The sequence below is a fragment of the Blastococcus sp. MG754426 genome, assembly GCF_021699055.1.
GTDB lineage: Bacteria > Actinomycetota > Actinomycetes > Mycobacteriales > Geodermatophilaceae > Blastococcus.
In genome coordinates this window covers 43,807-66,968 of record NZ_SSXC01000010.1, presented here as the reverse complement: position 1 = coordinate 66,968, position 23,162 = coordinate 43,807, and the positions used below count along the sequence as shown (strand labels likewise).

At 75.2% G+C, this 23,162-nt stretch carries 18 protein-coding genes and 1 pseudogene; 13 read left to right on the top strand and 6 right to left on the bottom strand.

Translation table 11 applies throughout. The features are described 5' to 3' along the window. Together sucB and E9549_RS06300 are read left to right on the top strand one after the other, a co-directional pair. A partial coding sequence (gene sucB, locus E9549_RS06305; RefSeq protein WP_236825692.1) for a 2-oxoglutarate dehydrogenase, E2 component, dihydrolipoamide succinyltransferase occupies nucleotides 1-998 on the top strand: 998 nt, incomplete at its 5' end. 85 nt (nucleotides 999-1,083) lie between these two features. Then, nucleotides 1,084-1,989 carry a TIGR01777 family oxidoreductase gene (locus tag E9549_RS06300; RefSeq protein ID WP_236825691.1) on the top strand — a complete coding sequence of 302 codons (906 nt, stop codon included), beginning with the start codon at nucleotides 1,084-1,086 and terminating at the stop codon, nucleotides 1,987-1,989. 226 nt (nucleotides 1,990-2,215) lie between these two features. Here the strand turns inward: E9549_RS06300 and E9549_RS06295 are convergent, their stop codons facing one another. After that, nucleotides 2,216-3,850 carry a serine/threonine-protein kinase gene (locus E9549_RS06295; RefSeq protein WP_236825690.1) on the bottom strand — a complete coding sequence of 545 codons (1,635 nt, stop codon included), beginning with the start codon at nucleotides 3,848-3,850 and terminating at the stop codon, nucleotides 2,216-2,218. A gap of 93 nt (nucleotides 3,851-3,943) precedes the next feature. Between E9549_RS06295 and E9549_RS06290 the strand changes: the two genes are divergently transcribed. The 3 genes from E9549_RS06290 to lipB are packed head-to-tail and all read left to right on the top strand — an operon-like array spanning nucleotide 3,944 to nucleotide 6,594. Beyond that, entirely contained in the window at nucleotides 3,944-5,182 is a 1,239-nt protein-coding gene (locus tag E9549_RS06290) for an NAD(P)/FAD-dependent oxidoreductase (RefSeq protein ID WP_236825689.1), read from the top strand. Beyond that, nucleotides 5,182-5,916, top strand: coding sequence for a peptidase E (locus E9549_RS06285; RefSeq protein WP_236825688.1), 735 nt, complete (start codon nucleotides 5,182-5,184; stop codon nucleotides 5,914-5,916). The genes E9549_RS06290 and E9549_RS06285 overlap by 1 nt, the downstream gene beginning before the upstream one ends. 21 nt (nucleotides 5,917-5,937) lie before the next feature. Continuing rightward, complete coding sequence (gene lipB / locus E9549_RS06280; protein WP_236825687.1) at nucleotides 5,938-6,594, top strand: lipoyl(octanoyl) transferase LipB; 657 nt, start codon at nucleotides 5,938-5,940, stop codon at nucleotides 6,592-6,594. 22 nt (nucleotides 6,595-6,616) lie between these two features. Here lipB and leuS read toward each other — a convergent pair whose 3' ends face one another. Further along, nucleotides 6,617-9,508, bottom strand: a complete 2,892-nt coding sequence (leuS, locus tag E9549_RS06275) for a leucine--tRNA ligase (RefSeq protein WP_236825695.1) — start codon at nucleotides 9,506-9,508, stop codon at nucleotides 6,617-6,619. A gap of 267 nt (nucleotides 9,509-9,775) precedes the next feature. Here leuS and E9549_RS06270 point away from each other — a divergent pair, with 267 nt between their 5' ends. Continuing rightward, nucleotides 9,776-12,100 carry an EAL domain-containing protein gene (locus E9549_RS06270; RefSeq protein WP_236825686.1) on the top strand — a complete coding sequence of 775 codons (2,325 nt, stop codon included), beginning with the start codon at nucleotides 9,776-9,778 and terminating at the stop codon, nucleotides 12,098-12,100. Nucleotides 12,101-12,161: 61 nt separating this feature from the next. Further along, complete coding sequence (locus E9549_RS24065; RefSeq protein ID WP_236825685.1) at nucleotides 12,162-13,715, top strand: GGDEF domain-containing protein; 1,554 nt, start codon at nucleotides 12,162-12,164, stop codon at nucleotides 13,713-13,715. A 65-nt stretch (nucleotides 13,716-13,780) separates the two neighbouring features. Here E9549_RS24065 and E9549_RS24450 read toward each other — a convergent pair. Both E9549_RS24450 and E9549_RS06260 read right to left on the bottom strand, forming a co-directional pair. After that, nucleotides 13,781-13,966, bottom strand: a pseudogene (locus E9549_RS24450) (winged helix-turn-helix transcriptional regulator); the annotation flags it as partial. Nucleotides 13,967-14,076: 110 nt separating this feature from the next. Continuing rightward, nucleotides 14,077-15,006: an LLM class F420-dependent oxidoreductase gene (locus E9549_RS06260; RefSeq protein WP_236825684.1), complete on the bottom strand. Its 930-nt coding sequence runs from the start codon at nucleotides 15,004-15,006 to the stop codon at nucleotides 14,077-14,079. 114 nt (nucleotides 15,007-15,120) lie between these two features. Here E9549_RS06260 and E9549_RS06255 point away from each other — a divergent pair, with 114 nt between their 5' ends. The 3 genes from E9549_RS06255 (at nucleotide 15,121) to E9549_RS06245 (ending at nucleotide 18,195) form a co-directional block, all read left to right on the top strand. Continuing rightward, entirely contained in the window at nucleotides 15,121-16,221 is a 1,101-nt protein-coding gene (locus tag E9549_RS06255; protein WP_236825683.1) for a hypothetical protein, read from the top strand. An 80-nt stretch (nucleotides 16,222-16,301) separates the two neighbouring features. After that, entirely contained in the window at nucleotides 16,302-17,288 is a 987-nt protein-coding gene (gene lipA / locus E9549_RS06250) for a lipoyl synthase (RefSeq protein WP_236825682.1), read from the top strand. Between the two features lie 70 nt (nucleotides 17,289-17,358). Beyond that, complete coding sequence (locus E9549_RS06245; protein ID WP_236825681.1) at nucleotides 17,359-18,195, top strand: DUF4191 domain-containing protein; 837 nt, start codon at nucleotides 17,359-17,361, stop codon at nucleotides 18,193-18,195. 63 nt (nucleotides 18,196-18,258) lie between these two features. On the opposite strand, the gene E9549_RS06240 is transcribed toward E9549_RS06245, so the two are convergent. Both E9549_RS06240 and E9549_RS06235 read right to left on the bottom strand, forming a co-directional pair. After that, nucleotides 18,259-18,792, bottom strand: a complete 534-nt coding sequence (locus tag E9549_RS06240) for a GNAT family N-acetyltransferase (RefSeq protein ID WP_236825680.1) — start codon at nucleotides 18,790-18,792, stop codon at nucleotides 18,259-18,261. A gap of 51 nt (nucleotides 18,793-18,843) precedes the next feature. After that, nucleotides 18,844-19,263 (bottom strand): RDD family protein, encoded by a 420-nt coding sequence (locus E9549_RS06235; RefSeq protein ID WP_236825679.1) that lies wholly within the window; start codon nucleotides 19,261-19,263, stop codon nucleotides 18,844-18,846. A gap of 166 nt (nucleotides 19,264-19,429) precedes the next feature. On the opposite strand from E9549_RS06235, the gene glnA reads away from it, so the two are divergent. The 3 genes from glnA (at nucleotide 19,430) to E9549_RS06220 (ending at nucleotide 23,045) form a co-directional block, all read left to right on the top strand. Beyond that, nucleotides 19,430-20,866 carry a type I glutamate--ammonia ligase gene (gene glnA / locus E9549_RS06230; RefSeq protein ID WP_236825678.1) on the top strand — a complete coding sequence of 479 codons (1,437 nt, stop codon included), beginning with the start codon at nucleotides 19,430-19,432 and terminating at the stop codon, nucleotides 20,864-20,866. A gap of 296 nt (nucleotides 20,867-21,162) precedes the next feature. Next, on the top strand, nucleotides 21,163-22,359 hold the full coding sequence (locus E9549_RS24060) for a sensor histidine kinase (protein ID WP_236825677.1): 1,197 nt from the start codon (nucleotides 21,163-21,165) through the stop codon (nucleotides 22,357-22,359). After that, the gene (locus E9549_RS06220) at nucleotides 22,356-23,045 is read left to right on the top strand and encodes a response regulator transcription factor (protein WP_308113059.1); all 690 of its coding nucleotides are present in this window, start codon (nucleotides 22,356-22,358) and stop codon (nucleotides 23,043-23,045) included. Before E9549_RS24060 ends, E9549_RS06220 begins: the two co-directional genes overlap by 4 nt. The last annotated feature ends 117 nt before the right edge of the window (nucleotides 23,046-23,162 follow it).

Sequence of the window (23,162 nt, the reverse complement as noted above, 5' to 3'; positions counted from 1 at the left end):
CCCCGCAGGTGGCCCCGCAGGCCCCCTCGGCGCCGGCCCCCTCGGGCGACGGCGGTGGCGGGCAGTACGTGACCCCGCTCGTGCGCCGCCTGGCGTCCGAGCACGGGGTGGACCTGGGCTCGATCTCCGGCACCGGCGTGGGCGGTCGCATCCGCAAGCAGGACGTCCTGGCCGCGGCGGAGCAGGCCTCGCGCCCGGCCGAGCCCGCTGCCGCCCCGTCGGGCACCGGTGCCGCGCGCACCCCGTCGCCGGCCGCGACCCCGGACACCTCCGTCCGCGGCCGCACCGAGAAGCTGTCCCGCCTCCGCGGCGTGATCGCCCGCCGGATGGTGGAGTCGCTGCAGGTCAGCGCGCAGCTGACCACGGTCGTCGAGGCCGACGTGACCCGCATCGCGCAGCTCCGGCAGCAGGCGAAGAAGGACTTCGAGGCCCGCGAGGGGGTGAAGCTCTCCTTCCTGCCGTTCTTCGCCAAGGCGGCGGTCGAGGCGCTGAAGCAGCACCCGTCGGTGAACTCCTCGATCGACCTCGAGGCCGGCACGGTGACCTACCACGACAGCGAGAACCTCGGCATCGCCGTCGACACCGAGCGCGGCCTGCTCGTGCCGGTGATCCACGAGGCCGGTGACCTCAGCCTGGGTGGGCTCGCGCGCAAGATCAGCGACCTGGCCGAGCGGACCCGCACCAACAAGGTGACGCCCGACGAGCTCGGCGGCGGGACGTTCACGCTGACCAACACCGGCAGCCGCGGGGCCCTGTTCGACACCCCGATCATCAACCAGCCGCAGGTGGCCATCCTGGGCACCGGCTCGGTCGTGAAGCGGCCGGTCGTGGTGCAGGACGCCGAGCTGGGCGAGGTCATCGCGGTCCGCTCGATGGTCTACCTGGCGCTCACCTACGACCACCGGATCGTCGACGGCGCCGACGCCGCCCGCTTCCTCACCACGGTGCGCGAGCGCCTGGAGGCCGGCCAGTTCCACGGCGAGCTCGGTCTCGCCTAGTGCACCTCCGCTCGGGGCCCCGGTGACCAACCGGGGCCCCGAGCCCTTTCCGCAGCCAGCACGAGTGCCCGTCGGGGAGTGCCGCATGAAGATCGCCGTGTCCGGTGGGTCCGGGATGATCGGCAGCGCCCTGCTGCCCGCGCTGCGCGCGGACGGGCACGAGGTGATCCAGCTGGTGCGGCGCACCCCCCGGACGGCCGACGAACACCGCTGGGACCCCCAGCACCGGCGCATCGACCCGGCGCTGCTCCGGGACGTGGACGCGGTGGTCAACCTCTCCGGCGTCGGGGTGGGTGACCGGCGCTGGAACGAGCGACACAAGCAGGCGGTCCTCAGCAGCCGGGTGGACAGCACGGCCACGCTCGCCGAGGCGCTCGCCGAGGCCGCCACGGCCGACCCCGACCGGCCCCGCGTGCTGCTGAACGGCTCCGCGGTGGGTTGGTACGGCGACACCGGTGACCGCGTCGTCGACGAGTCCGCGCCTCCTGGCGACGACTACCTCGCCCGGGTCTGCGTGGCATGGGAGGGCGCGACCGCGCCGGCCGCCGACGCGGGGGTGCGCGTGACCACCCTGCGCACCGGGCTGGTGCTCGGCCGCGGCGGGCTGCTCGCACGGATGCTGCCGATCTTCCGCGCCGGGCTGGGCGGGCGGCTGGGCTCCGGCCGGCAGTACGTGCCCTGGATCAGCCAGGAGGACGAGGTCGGCGCGATCCGGTTCCTGCTCACCCACCCCGTGCCCGGGCCGGTCAACCTGTGCGGGCCCGAGCCGGTGACCAACGCGGAGTTCACCGGGACGCTGGGCCGCGTCCTCCACCGGCCGGTCATGCTGCCCGTCCCCGGCCCCGCGCTGTGGGTGGTGCTCGGCGAGTTCGCGCAGGTCGGCGTCCTGGCCGGGCAGCGCGCGGTGCCGTCGAAGCTGACCGAAGCCGGCTACCGGTTCACGCACGGGGACGTCGAGGCCGCGGTGCGGGCGGCGGTCGGCCGGGGCTGAGGCGCGCATCGCTGGGCGCCGTGATCCCGCGAGTGCCCCCCACGCTGTCCGCAGGCGGCACCGCCTGGTCCCACAGCCACCCACCGCGTGCTGGACACGGGACCACACCGCCGGGATACGCCTCACTGCGGTCAGCACGCGCAGGAGAACCGCATCCGTGCGCACGAGCGCGGCGATGCGCCCGGGCACGGCGGCGCGGTGTCCCACGAGCCGCGATGCCGCCCGGTCAGGCGACGCGTTCGGCGCGCTCGATCCGCCAGCCCTCGGGGGTCCGGAGGAGCACCATCCGCACCTGCGCGTCGGGGCGCCCCGGGACGGTGCGCACCGCGGGACCGAGCGGGTCCTCGGCGCGGACGACGCGGTAGCCGGGCCAGCGGTCGATCAGCAGCAGCTCGGCCCGCTCCCCCGGCGTCCCGACGACCTCGACGTCGACCACGACCGGCGCGAAACCGCTCAGCACCTCGCCTGCCTCCGCCAGCGCTCGGGCGTGCTCCTCGTCGGCCGCCAGCAGCGGGCTGCCGGCCAGGTGGACGCCGCGCAGCAGGCCCGGGGAGCCGCTGAGCCCCTCGGCCCGCCGCGCGTAGAGCTCGCCGACCAGCACCCGCCAGCCCTCGGCGTCCACGGGCGTCACGCTCCCGCCGGGCACGGGCTCGGCCACCGGGGCCGCCGAGGACGTCGGGGACGTCGGGGACGTCGGGGACGTCGGGGATGTCAGGGACGGGGACGGGCTCGCCTGCCCGGCGGGTGTCGCGGCGACGGCTTCCCCGGGGGCGTCCGGGCCACCACCCCACCGGGTGCCCAGCCACGCGGTGACGGCGAGCGCCGCGACCACCAGGGCGGTGACGAGCAGCCCGCGGGCGAGCGGGGCCGAGCCCACGAGCGCGCGACCGGACCACCTCCGCCGGGCCGGCGGCGCCTCGGCCATCGCCCCGGGCCGGGGACGGCGTCCCGGGACGACGTGGGTGAGGGCCGCCCGCGTGCCCGGCCGGCCGTGGCCGCCGGTCGGCGCCCCCGCCTCCAAGAGCACGGGCTCGGCCCGGCAGGCGTGCCGCAGGTCGAGCGCGAACTCCGCCGCAGTACCGCGCGCGTCCGGGTCGGCAGCGAGACCCCGCGCGATGACCTCGACCAACCGCGCGGGCGCCGCCGGGGCGAGCTCCGCCAGTTCCGGCAGCTGACCGGCCGCCGCCACCGCGAGCGTGCCGGCCGGCGTCGCCGCGTTCCACGGCGCGACGCCCGTGAGGGCGTGGAAGGCCGCCGCCGCGACGCCGAAGACGTCGGAGGACGGACCGGGGGCAGCGCCCCGGGCGACCACCGGGTCGACGTAGGCGGGGGTCACCTCCGCCGCCGCCGTCTCGCCGAGCAGCCGCGCGACCCCCAGGTCGGTGAGCACCGGGCGCCCCTCGTCGGTGAACAGGATGTTCCCCGGCGCCAGGTCGCCGTGGACGACGCCGCGCTCGTGGGCGTGCGCCAGGGCCGCGGCGACCGGCGCGATCGCCGTCACGACCTCCCCGGGGTGGAGTCGGCCGCGGCGGGCCAGCAGCGCGGCCAGGCTGCCCCCGGCCAGCAGCTCCAGCACCAGCGCGACGCGGGCGGCCGCACCCCGGCGCGGCTGGTGCACGACCTCCACCAGGCGGACCAGGTGCGGGTGGTCGAGCTCGCCCAGCAGCTCCGCCTCCCGCGCCTGGCGGGCGGGGTCCCCGGCGACCAGCACCTTGACCGCCACCGGGTCGCCGCCCGCCCGCGGGACCGCCTGCCACACCTCTCCTGTCGCACCGCGGCCCAGGAGGGACTGCAGGACGTAGCCCGGCACGACCGGGGGCGGCTGGGTCCCCGGCGTCGCGGGCGGTTCGGCGGTCGGCACGAGGCGGAACGCTAGGCGGACCCGGCTGCCCCGCGCTGCCGCCGTCCACAGGCCAGGGCCGCGCGGACCTCCGCTCCCCGTTACCGTCGGGCGGTGTCCACGTCGCCCCGGGCCGAGGTCCTCGTCGTCGGAGCCGGCCTGGCCGGGCTCTCCGCCGCCACCCGGCTGGCCGCGGCCGGCGTCGACGTGCACGTGCTGGAGGCCTCGGGCCACACCGGTGGGCGGCTGGCCACCGAGCGCGTCGACGGCTTCCTGGTCGACCGCGGCTTCCAGGTCTTCAACACCGGCTACCCGCGGGCGGCCGACCTGGACCTCACCGCCCTCCGGCTCGGCTGGTTCGAGCGCGGTGCGGTGATCCGGGTGGACGGCCGGGCGCACCGGGTCGTCGACCCCCGCCGGCAGCCCACCGCCCTCGTCGGCACCGCCGCGGCGCCGCTCGGCTCGCTCCGGGAGAAGGCGGCCCTGGTGGCCTTCTCCCTGCGCGCCGGCTACGCCCCCGTCGAGCGCCTGCTCCACGCCCCGGAGACGGCGGCGGAGGAGTCGCTGCGCGCCGCCGGCGTGGGCGGGGCGGCGCTGGAGCGCTTCCTGCGCCCGTTCCTCGCCGGGGTCCTCCTGGAGGACGAGCTCGCCACCTCCAGCCGCTACCTGGACCTGCTGTGGCGCAGCTTCGTGCGCGGCTCGACCGGGCTGCCCGCCGCCGGGATGCAGGCGATCGGCGAGCAGCTGGCCGGGCGCCTGGAGAGCGGGCGGGTGCACCTGCGCACCGCGGTGCGGTCGGTCTCGCCCGGATCGGTGACCACCGACGCAGGCACCTGGTCGGCCGGCGCCGTCGTCGTCGCCACCGACCCGGCGACGGCGTCCCGGCTGCTGCCCGCCGTCGAGGCCGACGCACCCCGGGAGGTGACCACCCACCTGCACGTGCTGCCCGCGTCGCCGTGGTCCTCGCCGTTGATCGTCCTGGGGCAGCCGCGCGGACGGGTGGTGAACAGCGCGGTCGTGTCCGACGCCCAGCCGCGGTACAGCCCCGACGGCCGGGCGCTGGTGGCGAGTTCCACGCTGGACCGCAGCCGCGAGGACGAGGTCCGCGGCGAGGTCGCCGCCGCGCACGGCGTCTCCCCCACCGATCTCGAGCACCTGACGTCGGTCACCGTGCCCGGCGCGCAGCCGGCCGCGCTGCCGCCCCTGCAACTGCGGCGCCCCGTCGACCTCGGGGACGGGCTGTTCGTCTGCGGCGACCACCGGGACACCCCCTCCATCCAGGGTGCGATGGCCAGCGGCGCCCGGGCCGCCCGAGCCGTGCTGCGCCGCCTCCGCCCGGCCGGGGCCGCCTGATGCCCGCGACCGCGCCGACGATCCTGGCCACGAGCACGGGCTTCATCCCGGGCGGGCGCGGCCCGGCCGACTGGCGGCCCGGCCCGGTCTTCGACCTCGCCGTCGAGCTCGCCGGTGCGCCGGAACGGCCACGGCTGTGCTACCTGGGCACCGCGACCGGCGACGACCCGGCCGGCGTCGCCGCCGTCTACGGCGCCTTCGCCGGGAGCCACGTGGAGGTCAGCCACCTGAGCCTGTTCCCGATGCCCACGGTCCCCGACCTGCGCGCCCACCTGCTCGCGCAGGACGTCGTGTGGGTCGGCGGCGGCAGCGTGGCCAACCTGCTGGCGGTGTGGCGGGTGCACGCTCTGGACCAGGTGTTCCGGGAGGCGTGGGAGGCCGGGGTGGTGCTGGCCGGCGTCTCGGCGGGTTCGCTGTGCTGGCACGTCGGCGGCACCACCGACTCCTACGGCCCCGATCTGCGGCCGGTGACGAACGGGCTCGGGCTCATCCCGACGTCCAACGGCGTCCACCACGACTCCGAGGAGCAGCGCCGCCCGCTCTACCACCGGCTGGTGGCCGACGGCACGCTCCCCGGGGGCCACGCCACCGACGACGGGGCGGGCCTGGTGTACCGCGGCACCGACCTGGTCGACGTGGTGAGCGACCGACCGGGCGCCGCCGCCTACCGGGTGGAGCCGGGCCCGGGAGGCACCGCCGTCGAGACCCGCCTGGAACCCCGCCGCCTCGCCTGACGCGGGCATAGGCTGGCGGGCGTGAGCGAGCTGCGCATCATCCGGGCGGGCACCGTTCCCTACGAGGAGGCCTGGGCGCAGCAGCGCGAGCTGCACGCCCGGCGGGTGGCCGGCGAGGCCCCCGACACGCTGCTGCTCCTGGAGCACCCGCCGGTGTACACCGCCGGCAAGCGGACCGAACCGCACGAGCGCCCCTTCGACGGGACACCGGTCATCGACGTCGACCGCGGCGGCAAGATCACCTGGCACGGGCCCGGCCAGCTGGTCGGCTACCCGATCGTCGCGCTGCCCGACCCGGTCGACGTCGTGGCCTACGTCCGCCGGCTGGAGGAGGCGCTGATCGAGGTCTGCGCGGGCTTCGGGCTGGCGGCCGGGCAGGTCGAGGGCCGCAGCGGTGTCTGGGTGCCCGCGGACGAGCCCGGCCAGGGCCACCGGCCGGAACGCAAGGTGGCCGCGATCGGCATCCGGGTCGCGCGCGGCGTGACGATGCACGGCTTCGCGCTCAACTGCGACCCCGACCTGAGCTTCTTCGCCAACATGGTGCCCTGCGGCATCCCCGACGCCGGCGTCACCTCGCTGTCGGCCGAGCTGGGCCGGGACCTCACGACGGCCGAGGCGACGGCGCCGGTCGAGGCGGCGATGACCCGCGTGCTGGCCGGGGCCCCCGCACCGGCCTGACCCGCGGACCTGGCCGCAGAGCTCAGCCGAGGACGAAGTTGACGAGCCGGCCGGGGACGGCGACGACGCGACGGACGGTGGCGCCCTCGAGGTAGCCGGCGATCTTCTCGTCGGCCCGGGCGGCGGCCTCCAGCGCGGCGGCGTCGGCGTCCGCGGGCACCTGCACCTGCGCCCGCACCTTGCCGTTGACCTGGACGGCGACCTGCACCGTGTCCTCGACCAGCCACCGCTCGTCGGCCACCGGGAACGGCGCCCACGCCGAGGACCCGTCGTGACCCAGCCGCGACCACAGCTCCTCGGCCAGGTGCGGCGCCAGCGGGGCGACCATCAGCACCAGCGGCTCGGCGACCGACCGGGGCACCGGGCGGTCGGCCCCGTAGGCCTGGGTGAGGTGGTTGGTCAGCTCGGTGATGCGGGCGATCGCGATGTTGAACCGCAGGGTCGCGTAGCCGTCGCGGACGCCGTCGATCGCCTTGTGCAGCGCGCGCAGCGTCTCCTCGGCCGGCTCGACGTCGGCGGCCCGCACCGCGCCGCTCTCCTCGTCGACGACGACCCGCCAGATGCGCTGCAGCAGTCGCTGCGAGCCGACGACGGCCTTGGTCTCCCACGGGCGGGACTGCTCCAGCGGGCCGGTCGACATCTCGTAGACGCGGAAGGTGTCGGCACCGTAGGCGCCGATCATCTCGTCCGGCGTCACCATGTTCTTCAGGCTCTTGCCGATCTTCCCGTACTCGCGGTTGACCGGCTTGCCCTGGTAGGAGAACCGGCCGTCCTTCTCCTCCACGTCGGCGGCGGGCACGTAGAACCCGCGCTCGTCGGTGTAGGCGTAGGCCGAGATGTAGCCCTGGTTGACCAGCCGGCGGAACGGCTCCTCGCTGGAGACGTGGCCCAGGTCGAACAGCACCTTGTGCCAGAAGCGGGCGTAGAGCAGGTGCAGGACGGCGTGCTCGACGCCGCCGACGTACAGGTCGACGCCGCCGGTGTCCCCGGGCTCGCGCGGCCCCATCCAGTACCGCTCCAGCTCCGGGTCGACCATCCGCTCGTCGTCGCCCGGGTCCAGGTAGCGCAGGTAGTACCAGCAGGAGCCCGCCCAGTTGGGCATCGTGTTGGTCTCGCGCCGGTACTTCCTCGGCCCGTCACCGAGGTCCAGCTCGACCGTCGTCCAGTCGGTGGCCCGGGACAGCGGCGGCTCGGGCGCGGAGTCGGCGTCGTCGTCGTCGAAGGTCTTCGGCGAGTAGTCGTCGACCTCGGGCAGCAGCACCGGGAGCATCGCCTGCGGGACGGCCACCGGGCGGTCGTTCTCGTCGTAGACGATCGGGAACGGCTCACCCCAGTAGCGCTGCCGGCTGAACAGCCAGTCGCGCAGCTTGTAGGTCGTGGTCGCCTCGCCGGCGCCCTTAGCCACCAGCCAGTCGGTGACGCGGGCGATCGCCTCGGCCTTGTCCAGCCCGTCCAGCGAGATCTCGTCGTTGGCGGAGTTGATCATCCGGCCGGGGCCGCTGTACGCGCCGCTCTCGTCGTCGAAGCCCTCGGGGCGCTCGACGGTCGGGACGACGTCCAGGCCGAACTCCCGCGCGAACTCCCAGTCGCGCTGGTCCTCGCCGGGCACGGCCATGATCGCGCCGGTGCCGTAACCGGTGAGCACGTAATCGGCGATGAACACCGGCAGCTCCCGGCCGTTGACCGGGTTGACGGCGGTGACGCCCAGCCAGACACCGGTCTTCTCCCGGCCGGTGTCCTGCCGGTCGAGCTCCGAGCGCCGGGAGGCCTGGCGCTGGTACTCGCGCACCGCCTCGGCCGGCGTGGCCCCGCCACCCGTCCAGCGGGGGTCGGTGCCGTCGGGCCAGGCCGCGGCGGTCAGCCCCTCGACCAGCGGGTGCTCGGGGGCCAGCACCATGTAGGTGGCGCCGAAGAGCGTGTCCGGCCGGGTGGTGAAGACCTCGATCGTCTGCTCGCCCGCGGCGAAGCGGATGCGCGCACCGGTCGAGCGGCCGATCCAGTTGCGCTGCATCAGCTTCAGCGAGTCCGGCCAGTCCAGCCGGTCCAGATCGGCCAGCAGCCGGTCCGCGTAGGCGGTGATGCGCATCATCCACTGCTTGAGCGGGCGCCGGAACACCGGGAAGTTGCCGCGCTCGGACCGGCCGTCGGGCGTGACCTCCTCGTTGGACAGCACCGTGCCCAGGCCCGGGCACCAGTTGACCGGCGCCTCGTGGAGGTAGGCCAGCCGGTGCGCGTCGACGACCACGCCGCGCTGCACCTCGTCCAGCTCGGCCCACGGGCGGCCGTAGGGGTTGGTGCCCGGGCCGGGCTCGCGGACGCCGGCGTCCAGCTCGGCGACGAGCTCCTCGATGCGGCGCGCCTTGCCGGCCTCCGGGTCGAACCAGGAGCCGAAGATCTGCAGGAAGATCCACTGGGTCCACTTGTAGTAGCCCGGGTCGATCGTCGCGAAGGTGCGGCGCTGGTCGTGGTCCACGCCGAGCCGGCGCAGCTGGGCGCTGATCGCGGCGATGTTGGCCTCGGTGGTGATCCGCGGGTGCTGCCCGGTCTGCACGGCGTACTGCTCCGCCGGCAGGCCGAAGGCGTCGTAGCCCATGGGGTGCAGCACGTTGTCGCCGTCCATCCGGCGGAACCGGCTGGTGACGTCGGTGCCGAGGTAGCCCAGCGGGTGCCCGACGTGCAGGCCGGCGCCCGAGGGGTACGGGAACATGTCCATCGCGAAGAACTTCGGCCGGTCGGCCACCCGCTCGAAGCCCGCGCTCAGCCGCCCGACCGGGTTGGGCGTGTGGAAGGTGCCCTCGGCCTCCCAGCGGTCCTGCCAGGCCAGCTCGATCTGCTGGGCCAGCGCCGGGGTGTACCGGTGGGGCGGGACGCCGTCGCCTGCGGCCTCGGTGCTGCGGCTGTCGGTCTGGCTCATCGTCTCGTGCTCCCGGATCGTCGTGCGCGGTGCGGTACCGGTGGTGGGCAACAAAAAACCCCTCACGCAGGAGGGGTCGCCGTGCTGGTCGCGGGGGATCTGGTCAGCACGGCCGGAGAAGCAGGAGCCGCCCGGTCACGGCCCCGAGCCTACCGCCTGGCCACCCCGGGAGCGGCCACGGGCGCCGGGAGCCGGGGGGCCACCCTTCGGGGTCATACCGGACGCATTCGTCTCGACACCCTCCTCGCCGCGGTCGATGACCGGACCGTGGACCCTCTCGACGCGCGCACCGGCCGGAGCCGCGCACCCCGGACCGGCGGGCTGACCCTGGCCTGCCTGGTCGCGGTCGCCGCCTACGCGGCCGGTGAGCTGTGGCGCCCGTCCGGGAACGCCCTGGCGCTCACCTACGACCTGGTGGTCTACGACGCCGTCTACCTGCTCGGCGCGGCCGTCTGCCGCCGGACCGCGCTGCACCGCCGGGACGACCGGCTCATCTGGAACGCGCTGGCGGTGGCGCTCGCCGCCGTGGCATCCAGCACCACCCTGTACGCCCTGGTCCTCGAGCCCGCACTCGGCACCGTCCCGGCCTGGCTGACCCTCGTCCTCTGGGCGCCCGCCTACCCGGCGATGGGCATCGCCCTCCTCGGCGTGGTGCGGTCCCGGGTCGGCAAGCCGCACCCGAGCATGTGGTTCGACGCGCTGACCGGGGCCTGCGGTGCCGTCATCTTCGCCGTCACCCTGCTGCCCTCGATCGCCTCGCCCCCGGCCGACGGCCGGCTCGCGGTCGTGCAGCTGTACCCGATCGCGGACACGCTGCTCCTGGCGGCCGTCTCGGCCGTCTGCGCCGTCATGGGTCTCCGCCGGGACTGGCCGCTGGTGCTGATCACCGCCGGCCTGCTGTGCACGCTCGCGGCCGACGCCGTCCTCGTGAACCGGGTGGTGGCCGGTGCGCCGGCCGTCGACGGGCCGCTGACGCTCACCTGGCTCAGCGGCGCGGCGTGCACCGCCCTGGCCGCGCACGTCGCCGGGCGCACGCCCCGCATCCAACCGGCCGACACCGATCCGCTCGCCCGCCTGGGCTGGCGGGTCGCCGTCGTCCCCCTGGGGGCGAACGTGATGAGCGTGGCCGTCCTGGTGTCGACGTGGGGGACCCCCGGCCTGGGCATCCCCGGCTGGGCCGCGGTCACCTGCCTGCTCTCCACCCTGGCGCGCACGGCCATGTCGGTCCAGGAGCTCCGCGGCCTGCACGAGATCCAGGAGCAGGCCCGCACCGACGAGCTGACCGGGCTGCCCAACCGGCGGGCGCTGCTGGAGCGCGCCCGGACGGCGCTCACCCCGGGCACGGACCGGCCGGTCGCCCTGCTGCTGCTGGACCTCGACGGGTTCAAGGAGGTCAACGACAGCCTCGGCCACGCCGCCGGCGACGACCTGCTGCGGCAGATCGGCCCGCGGCTGGAGCCGGAGCTGCGGCCTGGTGACCTGCTGGCCCGCCTCGGTGGCGACGAGTTCGCCGTCCTCCTGCCCGGGACGGGGGTGGACGGCGCCACCGAACGCGCCGGGCGGCTGCGCGGGCGCCTGCTGGAACCGTTCGTCGTCCTGGGCGAGCGGCTGCACGTGGGGGTCAGCGTCGGCATCGCCACCGGGCCGGTGCCCGCCGCAACCGTGACCGAGCTGCTGCGCTGCGCAGACGTGGCGATGTACGCGGCCAAGAACGCGCGCGAGGGGGTGCGCTCCTACGTGCCCGACCCGCGGAGCGGCTCCGGTGACCGGCTCCGGACGATGGAGGACCTCCGGACCGCCCTCGACGAGGGACAGCTGGTCGTGCACCTCCAACCCCAGGTCGCACTGGCGCGCGGGCAGGTGGTCGGGGTCGAGGCGCTCGTGCGGTGGGAGCACCCGGGGCGCGGGCTGCTCTCCCCCGGCGTCGTCCTGCCCGCCGCCGAGCAGGCCGGGCTCATGCGCCCGCTCACCGACGCCGTCCTCGACCTCGCGCTGGCCGCGGCGGCCCGCTGGTGGCCGGAGCGGGCGGTGCCGGTCTCGGTCAACCTGTCCGCCGCCAACGTCACCGACCCCGACCTCCCGGCCACCGTCGCGGCGCTGCTGCGCGCGCACGGGCTGCCGGCGCGGGCGCTCACCCTCGAGCTGGTCGAGGACACCCTCATGGCCGACCCCGACCGCGGTCGCACGGTGCTCGGCGAGCTGCGCCGGCTGGGCGTCCGCACGTCGATCGACGACTACGGCACCGGGTACAGCTCCCTGGCCTACCTGCGCCACCTGCCGGCCGACGAGCTCAAGCTCGACCGCAGCCTCACCACCGACGTCGGGCGGGACCCCCGGGCGACGGCCATCGTCCGGCACACCGTGGCCCTGGCCCACGACCTGGGCCTGACCCTGGTCGCCGAGGGCGTGGAGGACGACGACACCGCGGCGGCGCTGGCCGAGCTGGGCTGCGACGTCGCCCAGGGGTACGCGGTCGCCCACCCCATGCCGGTCGAGGAGCTCCTCGCCTGGCTGGACGACCGCACCCGGCGGGGCACCTCACGGCCGGCGCTCCCCGCTCCCCGCACGCCGGGGGAACGGGCCCGGGTCTGAATGCGCGCGTCGGACCCGGGGTTCACCCTCCCCTCAGCCGCTGGTGTGCCAAGGTGCGCGCGTGCGCGCTGACCGGGCCGGGGAGACGAGAAGCGGCTGGTCGGAGACGGGGTGGCGGCTGGTGGTGGCGACCACCCTCGCCAGCACGGCGGTCTTCGCCCTCGGCGTGTCCCAGCCGCCGGGGACACCGGCGGCCGTCCTCGTCGACTCGGGTGCGCTCGCCGTCGCGGCCCCGCTGCTGGCGGTGGCGGTCTGCCTCCGGGCGGCGCGGCGGGTACGCGCGGAGCGGTACGTCTGGTGGGCCGCGGCCGCTGCCTGGATCTGCAACCTGGCGGGCGACCTGGCCCACCGGCTCGTGCTCGCTGGGGACGCCGACCCGCCGTTCCCGTCGGTCGCGGACGCGTTCTGGCTCGCCTCCTACCCGGCGCTGTTCGCCACCCCGCTGCTGATGGTGCACGCCCGGCTCGCCCGCCCGCGTCCCGGCACGTGGCTGGACGGCCTGGTCGGAGCCCTCGGCGCGACCGCCGTCGCCGTCGCGGTCCTCGACCCGGACGTCGCGGCCCCGGGCATGTCCGGCCTCGGGGTGGCCGTGAACCTGGCCTACCCCGTCGCCGACGTCGTGCTGCTGGCGCTCGTGGGTGCGGTCCTGGCGATGATCGGGCACCGGGCCGACCTGGTCCTCTCCACCGTCTGCCTGATCGTGGCCGTGAAGTTCGCCGGCGACCTGCTGCTGGCCCGGGAGCAGGCGGCCGGCGGGTACGTCCCGGGCGGCCCGCTGGACCTGCTGTGGATGGTCAACGCCAGCCTGACCGCTGCGGGCGCGTGGCTGACCAGGCCCCGCCGGCGCGACCCGGACCTGCTGGAGCACCGGCTCCGCTGGCGTTCGCTCGCGATCCCGCTGGCGTGCGCGGTCGGCTCGCTGGTCGTGCTCGGCGTCCAGTGGGGTGACGGCCGCACCGGCCCCGGCGAGATCTGCGCCCTCGCCTGCCTGGCCGCCTTCCTCGTGCGCAGCACCGTGACCTTCGCGGAGGGCCGGGCCCTGCAGGAGGCCCGCCGCCAGGCCGGGACCGACGACCTGACCGGACTGCCCAACCGCCGGTCGCTGGTGCGCCGCCTGGAGACCGACCTCGCCACCGGCCGGCCCACCGCGCTGCTGCTGCTCGACCTCGACGGCTTCAAGGCGGTCAACGACGGCCTGGGGCACGAGGCCGGGGACGAACTGCTGCGCCGGCTGGCCGAGCGGCTCCGGGCGGCGGTGCGACCGACCGACCTGGTCGCGCGTCTGGGGGGCGACGAGTTCGTGGTGGTGCTCGATGCCACGGACCCCGACGTCGCCCCGGAGTGCGCGGAGCGGCTGGCCGGGGTCGTGAGCCGCCCCGTGACCGTCGCCGGCGTGCCGGTCCGGGTGGGGGTGAGCATCGGGCTCGCGCTCGCCTCTCCGGGGGACGCCACCGACCCCGCCGCGCTGCTGCGGTGCGCGGACGTGGCCATGTACGCCGCGAAGGGCGCCGGCGGCGGGGTCCGCCGGTACGTCGCGGACTCCCTGGACCACGTGCCGGCGCCTCGGCTGCCGAGCCCGTTCCCGGCCGCCGACGCCGACGTCGCCCCCTCGTGACGAGGGTCCCTCACGCCGGCTGGGCAGCCGGCGTGCGGGTGACCGGGCGGGGGTTCCACGACGCCGGCCCGGACGAGCATGTGCAGCCGCTTCGACAGCAGCGCCGGCGACATCCGCGGCAGGCCGCGGCGGAGGGCGTTGAAGTGCCGGCTCCCCAGCATGAGCTCACGGACGACGAGCAGGGTCCACCGCTCGTCGAGCAGCTCCACGGCCTTGGCCACCGGGCAGAACTGGCCGTACTGCGAGGGCATGGCGGGCACCTCCCGACGTCCCCGTGCGGGGTCGACCCGGGCTCGGAGCAGCTCACGCCGATGCACGCGCTGACGCACGGCCGGCGGCCGTAGGCCGCGCGGGTGGCGCCTCAGCGCAGCTGGGGCGCCACCTCGCCCGCCACCAGGTCCAGGTGGTCCAGGTCGGCGAGGTCGAGCACCTGCAGGTACACCCGCTGGGCCCCCGCCTCGGCGTAGCGGCCCAGGACCTCGACCGCCTCCGCCGGGGTACCGGCGACGCCGTGCTCGCGGAGCTCGTCGACGTCGCGCCCGATCGCCGCCGCGCGGCGCGCGAGCTCGGCCTCGTCCCGGCCGACGCAGAGCACCAGGGCCGAGCTGAACACCATGGACGACGGGTCGCGACCGGCCTCCTCGCAGGCCTCGCGCACCCCGGCGAAGAGGCGGGCGTTCTCGTCGGCGGGCATGAACGGCACGTTGAACTCGCGCGCGTACCGGGCCGCCAGCCGCGGGGTGCGCCGCTTCCCCCGGCCACCGACCAGGACCGGCACCCCGCCCTCCTGCACGGGCTTGGGCAGCGCCGGGGAACCGGAGAGCTGGTAGTGCTGCCCGTCGAAGTCGAAGGTGCCGCCGACGGGCGTCCCCCACAGCCCGGTGATGACGGCGAGCTGCTCCTCGTACCGGTCGAACCGCTCCCCCAGGGGCGGGAACGGGATGCCGTAGGCGGTGTGCTCGGCCTCGAACCAGCCCGAGCCGATGCCCAGCTCCACCCGGCCGCCGCTCATCGCGTCGACCTGGGCGACGGAGATCGCCAGCGGACCGGGCAGCCGGAAGGTGCCGGCGGTCATCAGGGTGCCCAGCCGGATCCGGCTGGTCTCCCGGGCGAGCCCGGCCAGCGTGACCCAGGCGTCGGTGGGCCCGGGCAGGCCGTCGCCCCCCATGGTCAGGTAGTGGTCGGAACGGAAGAAGGCGTCGAAGCCGGTCTCCTCCGTGCGCCGGGCGACGGCCAGCAGGTCGTCGTAGGTGGCGCCCATCTGCGGTTCGGTGAAGATGCGCAACAGCACCGCCGGACCGTAACCAGGACCGCCCCTGGTCGCTCGTCCGGCTGCGTCTCGGGGTGTGCTCACCGGCCGGACCGGGCAGGATGACCGCCAGACGTCAACTCGGAGGTGCAGCACGTGTTCCGCAAGAAGACGCGCGGCGAGATCATCAGCGCCGAAGTGCAGGAAGGCCTGTCCCACCTCGGGACGGCGGTGACCGAGGCGGGTCGCGCCGCCGCCGAACAACTAGCCCCACGCGTGGAGGCCGCCCAGCGGGCCGTCGCGCCGAAGGTGGCCGCCGCGGCCGCCGTCGCCGCCCCGGCCGTCGCCTCCGCACGCGACACGCTCGGCCCGCGGGTGGAGTCCGCCCGTGACGCCCTCGGCCCGCGGGTCGACGCCGCCCGCGAGGCGTTCGGCCCCCGTGTCGACGCCGCCCGCGAGGCCGCGGCTCCCAGGGTCGCCGCCGCGGTCGTGTCGGCGCAGGCGGCCGCCAACCGGGCCGCCGCCGACCTCGCCCCCCGGGTGGAGGCGGCCCAGAAGGCCCTGAGGGAGGACGTCGGCCCGCGGCTGACCGCGGCGCAGGCCGCGGCGCTGGCCTACGCCACCCCGCGGGTCGTCGCGGCCCGCGACGCGGTGTCGCCCGCCCTGGAGAGCGCCCGCGGCACGCTCCTCGCCGGCGTCGACAGCGCCCGCAGCGAGCTCGACGCGCGCCGCGCCGAGCTCGCAGCCGCGGCCGCGGAGTCCTCCCGCAAGGCGCGCAAGGCCGCGAAGAGGGCCCGGAAGGACGCCGGGAAGAAGCGGCGTGAGTTCGAGAAGGCGGCGCTGGCCACCGCCACCGCCGTCAAGCGCCGGGCGGGCGTGGAGCCCGAGCCCCGCCGCTGGCCGTGGGTGTTGGCACTGCTGGCCGCGGGTACCGCTGCCTTCGTCCTCCTCCGGCGCAGCAAGCAGGAGTCGTGGACGCCCGCTCCGGCCGGTGACGGCCCGGTGCCCAGCTACCGAGAGGACCCCGTGCCCAGTTCCCCGAGTTCCAGCGACTCCGGCAAGACCGTGTCCACCGCCGACACCACCGGCGACTCCGCGCCGCCGGAGTCGGACATGGGCGTCCGCGACGCCCAGTTCGTCGACGGGGACGGCGCCGACAGCGCGAGCGAGGACATCAAGAACACCCCGGAGCCGTTCAGCTCCGGCGGCGGTGCCACCGAGGGTCCGACCGCCGGACCGGACGACCGCCAGGTCTGACCGATCCACGGTCCACCGCCGCAGCCCCCGCCGCCTCGCGCGACGGGGGCTGCGGCGTCTGCGCGAGTACGGTGGGGATCATGAGCGAGGCACCGGCGAGGAACCCTGAGCAGACCCCCGTCCAGGACTCCCGGATCGAGCCCGCCGGCCGCAAGCTGCTGCGCCTGGAGGTGCGCAACAGCCAGGTCCCGATCGAGCGCAAGCCCGAGTGGATCAAGACGCGGCTGAAGACGGGTCCCGAGTACACCGAGCTCAAGTCGCTGGTGCGCCGCGAGGGCCTGCACACCGTCTGCGAAGAGGCCGGCTGCCCCAACATCTACGAGTGCTGGGAGGACCGGGAGGCCACGTTCCTCATCGGGGGCGACCAGTGCACCCGGCGGTGCGACTTCTGCCAGATCGACACCGGCAAGCCCGCCGACTTCGACGCCGACGAGCCCCGCCGCGTCGCGGAGAGCGTCGCCACGATGGGCCTGAAGTACGCCACCGTCACCGGTGTGGCCCGCGACGACCTTCCCGACGGCGGGGCCTGGCTCTACGCCGAGACGGTGCGCCAGATCCACGCCCAGCTGCCCGGCTGCGGCGTCGAGCTGCTGATCCCCGATTTCAACGCCGACGCCGACCAGCTCGCCGAGGTGTTCTCGTCCCGGCCGGAGGTGCTGGCCCACAACGTCGAGACCGTCCCGCGGATCTTCAAGCGCATCCGCCCCGGGTTCCGGTTCGAGCGCTCCCTGGCGGTCATCACCGCCGCCCGCGAGGCCGGGCTGGTGACCAAGTCCAACCTGATCCTGGGCATGGGTGAGGAGCCGCACGAGGTCGTCGAGACGATGCGGGCCCTGCACGAGGCCGGCTGCGACCTGCTCACCATCACCCAGTACCTGCGCCCCTCCCCCCGGCACCACCCCGTCGTCCGCTGGGTGAAGCCCGACGAGTTCGTGCAGTTCCAGGAGGACGCCGAGGCGATCGGCTTCCCGGGCGTGCTGGCCGGGCCGCTGGTCCGCAGCTCCTACCGGGCCGGCCGGCTGTACCAGCAGGCGATCGCGGCCCGCGGGCTGACCCCGACCATCTGAGCGCCGCCCGGCCCCGGCGCGAGCCCGCGAGTGGCGCAGGCCAGGGCGCCCCTTCTTCTATCCTGGGGTCATGGCGCGCAGCAAGTCCTCTGACCCCACCGCTCCGGGCGGCACCGCCGGACGCACCCCGAAGGACGGTGGCCGGGCCTCGGGGGCGACCGCCGCGAGCTCGGGCAAGGCCGGCAAGGCCCCGAAACTCGACAAGAACGGCCAGCCCAAGGTCGGCCGGCTCAAGAAGATGCGCAGCCAGGGCAGCATGATCAAGCAGGCCTACAGCCTGACCCGGCGCAACGACCCGAAGCTCCCCTGGGTCATGCTGATCTGGTTCGTCGCGGTCGCCGCCGTCGTCGAGCTGATCGGCATCCTGCTCGGCGCGCCGTTCCTGTTCATCCCCCTCGCGCTGCTCTTCGGCGCCCTCGCGGCGCTCATCGTCTTCGGGCGCCGCGCCCAGCGCTCCGCCTACACCCAGGTCGAGGGCCAGCCGGGCGCGGCCGCCTGGGTGCTGGAGGGCATGCGCGGCGACTGGCGGGTCACCTCCGGCGTGGCCGGCACCCCGCAGCTGGACGCCGTCCACCGGGTGCTCGGCCGCCCGGGCATCATCCTGGTCGGCGAGGGCTCCCCCGCCCGGGTGCGCGGCCTGATCGCGCAGGAGAAGAAGAAGATCGCCCGCGTCGTCGGCGACACCCCCATCTACGACGTGACGATCGGCGACGCCGAGGGGCAGGTGCCCCTGAAGAAGCTCAGCACCCACGTGATGAAGCTGCCGCGCAACCTGAGCGCCGCGGAGGTCAACGCCCTCGGCCGGCGGATGAGCGCGCTGGGCGGCCCGAAGATGCCGGTGCCCGGCGGCCCGCTCCCCGGCGGCCGGCAGATGTCGGTCAGCCAGCGCCAGGTCCGCCGCCGCTGACGGCCTTCCTGCAGGGTCCCGGCGCGAGATCCCGAGCGGGGTGGGGGGCGGGGAGGTCGTTGGTCACAGCCGGTCGAAGGGCGCGGCGTACCGGAACGTGCCGCCGACCGGGGGCCCCGCCAGCCGGCGCGCCTGGAAGTGCGCGCCCCAGGCGGGGTCGGGCGGCGTGACGCCCAGATCGGCCGACGGCCGGAACCCGAACCGCCGGTAGTAGGCCGGTGCGCCCAGCAGCGCGACCAGCCGCTCCCCCGCCGCCTCGGCCACCGCCAGCACCGCGTGCACCAGGACGGTGCCGATCCCGCCGCGCTGCCGGTCCGGGCGGACCCCCAGGGGCCCGAGCCCGAGCGCGGTGTTCCCGAGCGGCTCGAGCCAGGCCCGCGTCGCCATCGCGTGCCCCACGACCTCGTCCCGCTCCACGGCGACCAGCGACAGGTGCGGGAGGAACCCGACGTCCGCCCGCAGCGCGTCGACCAGGCGCGCCTCCGGGACGTCCGTCCCGGCACGGGCGACGCCGGTCGCGGGGTCCGTGGCGAAGGCGGCGCGGTGCAGGGCGTGCACGGCCGTGTGGTCCTCGGGGCGCTCGCGGCGGACGATCACCGGCGCAGTCTGCGGCTCCAGCCGCTCAGCGGTCCACCGGGTTCCGACGCTTCACTCGAGGACGACGGCTGTGCCGGTGAGCCGGTCGTGCAACCCGCGGCCGTCGGCGTCGACCAGCAGCGCCGGCACCAGCAGCATGAGCAGGGCCGTCCGCACGACGGCCCGCCACGGCGCGAGCCGCGCCTCCGGCGTCGGGTGGGCCAGCCGCATGCCGAAGGCCTTGTGCCCCGGCGTCTGGCCGAAGAGCACCAGGGTGACGACGGTGAGCACGCCGAACACCAGCAGGCTCCAGTTCCCCGGGCCCGCGGGCGCGGTGAACGCCCAGGCGATCAGGGCGGAGGCGACGGCGTCGACGAGGTAGCCGCCGACCCGCCGCGTGAACGGGGCCAGCGAGCCCGACCCGCTCGACGGCAACCCCAGGGAGGCGCCGCGGGCGGGTGCCTGAGAGGGTTGTCCGGCATCACTGACCATGACAGCCAGGGTAATGACAGGGCCACCCCTTCCCCGCGCTCGAAGGGTGGCCACCGCCTGCGACACGCCCAGCGCGTTGTTACCGCCCCGAAACACTCGGGACACGGCGGGGCAACTCCCCGCTCGTAGCGTGCCGTTCGGCAATCCGCCCACACCCGGAGGATCGATGTTCACCAGTCCCGACGAGGTCGCCGCCTACATCCGCGACAACGACGTCGAGTTCGTCGACGTCCGCTTCTGCGACCTGCCCGGCGTCATGCAGCACTTCACCATCCCGGCGTCGACGTTCGGCGAGGACACGTTCAGCGACGGCCTGGGCTTCGACGGCTCCTCGATCCGCGGGTTCCAGGCGATCAACGAGTCGGACATGCTGCTGCTGCCGGACGCCAACAGCGCGTTCGTGGACCCGTTCCGCAAGCACAAGACGCTGAACGTCAACTTCTTCATCCACGACCCGATCACGCGCGAGGCCTACAGCCGCGACCCGCGCAACGTGGCGAAGAAGGCGGAGGCCTACCTGGCCGCCAGCGGAATCGCCGACACCGCGTACTTCGGCCCCGAGGCGGAGTTCTACGTCTTCGACTCGATCCGGTACGACACCTCGATCAACGAGGGCTACTACCACATCGACTCGGTCGAGGGTTCCTGGAACACCGGCTCGACGACCGGCGAGAACGGGATCGGCCCCAACCGCGGCTACAAGGCCCGCCCCAAGGGCGGCTACTTCCCGGTGGAGCCGTACGACCAGCAGAGCGACCTGCGCGCCGACATGATGAAGAACCTCATCGACGTCGGGCTCGAGCTCGAGCGGGGCCACCACGAGGTGGGCACCGGCGGCCAGGCCGAGATCAACTACAAGTTCGACACGCTGCTGCGGTCGGCCGACAGCCTGATGCTGTTCAAGTACGTCATCAAGAACACCGCATGGGCCCACGGCAAGACCGCGACGTTCATGCCCAAGCCGCTCTTCGGTGACAACGGCTCGGGCATGCACTGCCACCAGAGCCTCTGGAAGGACGGGCAGCCGCTCTTCCACGCCGAGACCGGGTACGCCGGGCTGTCCGACACCGCCCGCCACTACATCGGCGGCCTGCTGGCCCACGCCCCGTCGCTGCTGGCCTTCACCAACCCGACGGTCAACAGCTACCACCGCCTGGTGCCCGGCTACGAGGCCCCGATCAACCTGGTCTACTCGGCCCGCAACCGCTCGGCCTGCCTCCGCATCCCGATCTCCGGCGACAGCCCGAAGGCCAAGCGCATCGAGTTCCGCGTGCCCGACCCGTCGGCCAACCCCTACCTCGCCTTCTCGGCGATGATGATGGCCGGCCTCGACGGCATCAAGAACAAGATCGAGCCGCCGGCGCCGATCGACAAGGACCTCTACGAGCTGCCGCCCGAGGAGGCCCTGGGCATCGAGAAGGTGCCCGCGTCGCTGGACGCCGCGCTGGACAACCTCGAGGCCGACCACGAGTACCTGGTCGACGGCGGGGTGTTCACCCCCGACCTGATCGAGACGTGGATCGACTACAAGCGGGCCAACGAGATCGACCCGATCCGCCTGCGCCCGCACCCGCACGAGTTCGCGATGTACTACGACATCTGAGCCGAGGGGGCGGCACCGCCCCTGACCTGCACGTCGCACGGCCCCCGCCAGGTTTCCACCGGGATTCCCCTGGCGGGGGCCGTGCTGCGTCCGGCGCCGCTGCGCCGCCTACGATCCGGCCGCCGACCCTCCGCCGGCTACCGCGACAGCGGTACCACCTCACGCGCTAGACACGACGGGTGCGGTACCGCCGTCGCGCCGCCGGGTCGACGGTGCCGCAGCTGTTCCGGCCTAGGCTGGACGGCAAGCGCGCGCGGCCCCGCCGGCCGGGGCCGGCGCACGGCAGAGGGCTGGATGTGACAGGTCGACCGTCTCCCCCCGCGACACCCGAGGGCCGCACCCGCCGCGGCATCGGCTCGCGCTGGGCGACCGCCGCCGTCGACACCGGCGTGGCCGCGTCCGCCGGCCTGGCGTCGCTCGCGGCGCTGTTCTCCGCCGGCGAGGCGGGCAGCCGGCCACCGGACGCGGTCGCCGTCGGCCTGCTCGTCGCGGCGGCCGCAGCCCTGCTCTTGCGCCGGTCCGGGCCACGGATCGCGCTGTTCGGCACGGTCGGGCTGACGCTGGTCTACCTGGCGCTGGACTACCCCGGCGGGCCGGAGCTGCCGGTGCTGATGGTCGCCTTCTACAGCATCGCCGCGGCCGGCCAGCGGTGGGAGACCGTGCTGGTCGTCGTGCTGTTCGGCGGCGGTGGTGCGGTGCACCGGGCGGTCGTGGAGCGGGAGTCGTTCCTCGAGATCACCGTGACCGTCGCCCTGCTGGTGCTCGCCTTCCTGCTCGGCGACAGCGTGGCCACCCGGCGGCGGCTGCGGGCCGAGGTCCGGGAGCGGCTGCGCGCGGCGGCGGTCGAGAAGGAGCTCGAGGCGCAGGCCCGGGTCAGCGGCGAGCGGATGCGGATCGCCCGGGAGCTGCACGACGTGCTGGCGCACACCATCACCACGATGACCGTGCACGCCGGCGCCGCCGCCGACCTGATGGACCACCAGCCGGAGCAGGCGCGCCGCTCGCTGGCGACCCTGCGCGCCTCCGGCCGGGACGCGATGGCCGAGGTGCGCGCGACGATCGCCGTGCTCCGCTCGGGAGACGAGGAGCCGACCCGGCGGTCCGCGCCGGGGCTGGCCCGGCTCGACGACCTGGTGCAGGGGGTCCGGCAGGCGGGCCTGCCGGTCGACCTGGAGGTACGCGGCGAGCGGCGCAAGCTGCCCGCCGCCGTGGAGCTGACCGTGTACCGGATCGTGCAGGAGGCGTTGACCAACGTGATCCGCCACGCCGGGGCGTCCCGGGCGGCCGTGTGCGTCTCCGTGGCACCTGCGGCGGTCGAGGTGACCGTGGAGGACGACGGCACCGGCCGCGTGGAGGCCTCGGACCCCGGCGCCGGACTGCTGGGCCTCGCCGAACGGGTCCGGGCGCTGTCCGGCGATCTGTCCGCTGAGAACCGACCCGGCGGGGGCTTCCGGGTGTCCGCGACGCTCCCGCTGCCCGAGGGGACGCGGTGACCGGCGTGGGCGCCGGTCACCGCCCCGTCCGGCTGCTGCTCGCCGACGACCAGGCACTGGTCCGCGCCGGGTTCCGCCTCGTCCTCGAACGGGACGGGGACATCGAGGTGGTCGCCGAGGCCGCCGACGGCGCGGAAGCGGTCGCACTGGCCCGGCAGCACACCCCCGACGTCGTGCTCATGGACATCCGCATGCCGGTCGTCGACGGCATCGAGGCCACCCGCCGCATCCTCGCCGGCGAGAGGCGGCCGGACGCCGCACGCGTCGTCGTCCTCACCACCTACGAGCAGGACGACTACATCACCGACGCGCTGCGGGCCGGTGCCGTCGGGTTCCTGCTCAAGGACGTCGAACCCGACGACCTGCGCCGGGCGGTGCACGTCGTCGCCGCCGGTGATGCGCTGCTCTCCCCCAGCGTCACCCGCCGCCTGCTGGAGACCTTCCGGTCGCGGCCCGACCAGCGGCCCAGGCAGCCCGAACGGCTCAACGCGCTCACCCCGCGCGAGCGCGAGGTCGTCGCCCTGGTCGGTCGCGGGCTGAGCACCGCCGAGATCGGCCGGGCGCTGTTCATGAGCCCGGCCACCGCCAAGACCCACGTCAACCGGGCGATGACCAAGCTGCACGCCCGCGATCGCGCGCAGCTGGTCGTCATCGCCCACGAGACCGGGCTGGTCGGGCCGCACTGACCCGATCGCAGCAGCCGCAGCCGGTCGCCCTACCGCCGATGCGGTAGCCGGCTCGCGCCGTCGCGCCGATGGCGGCAGGGCCCCGCGTTCCTAGCGTCGACCCCGTCGCGCGGCCTA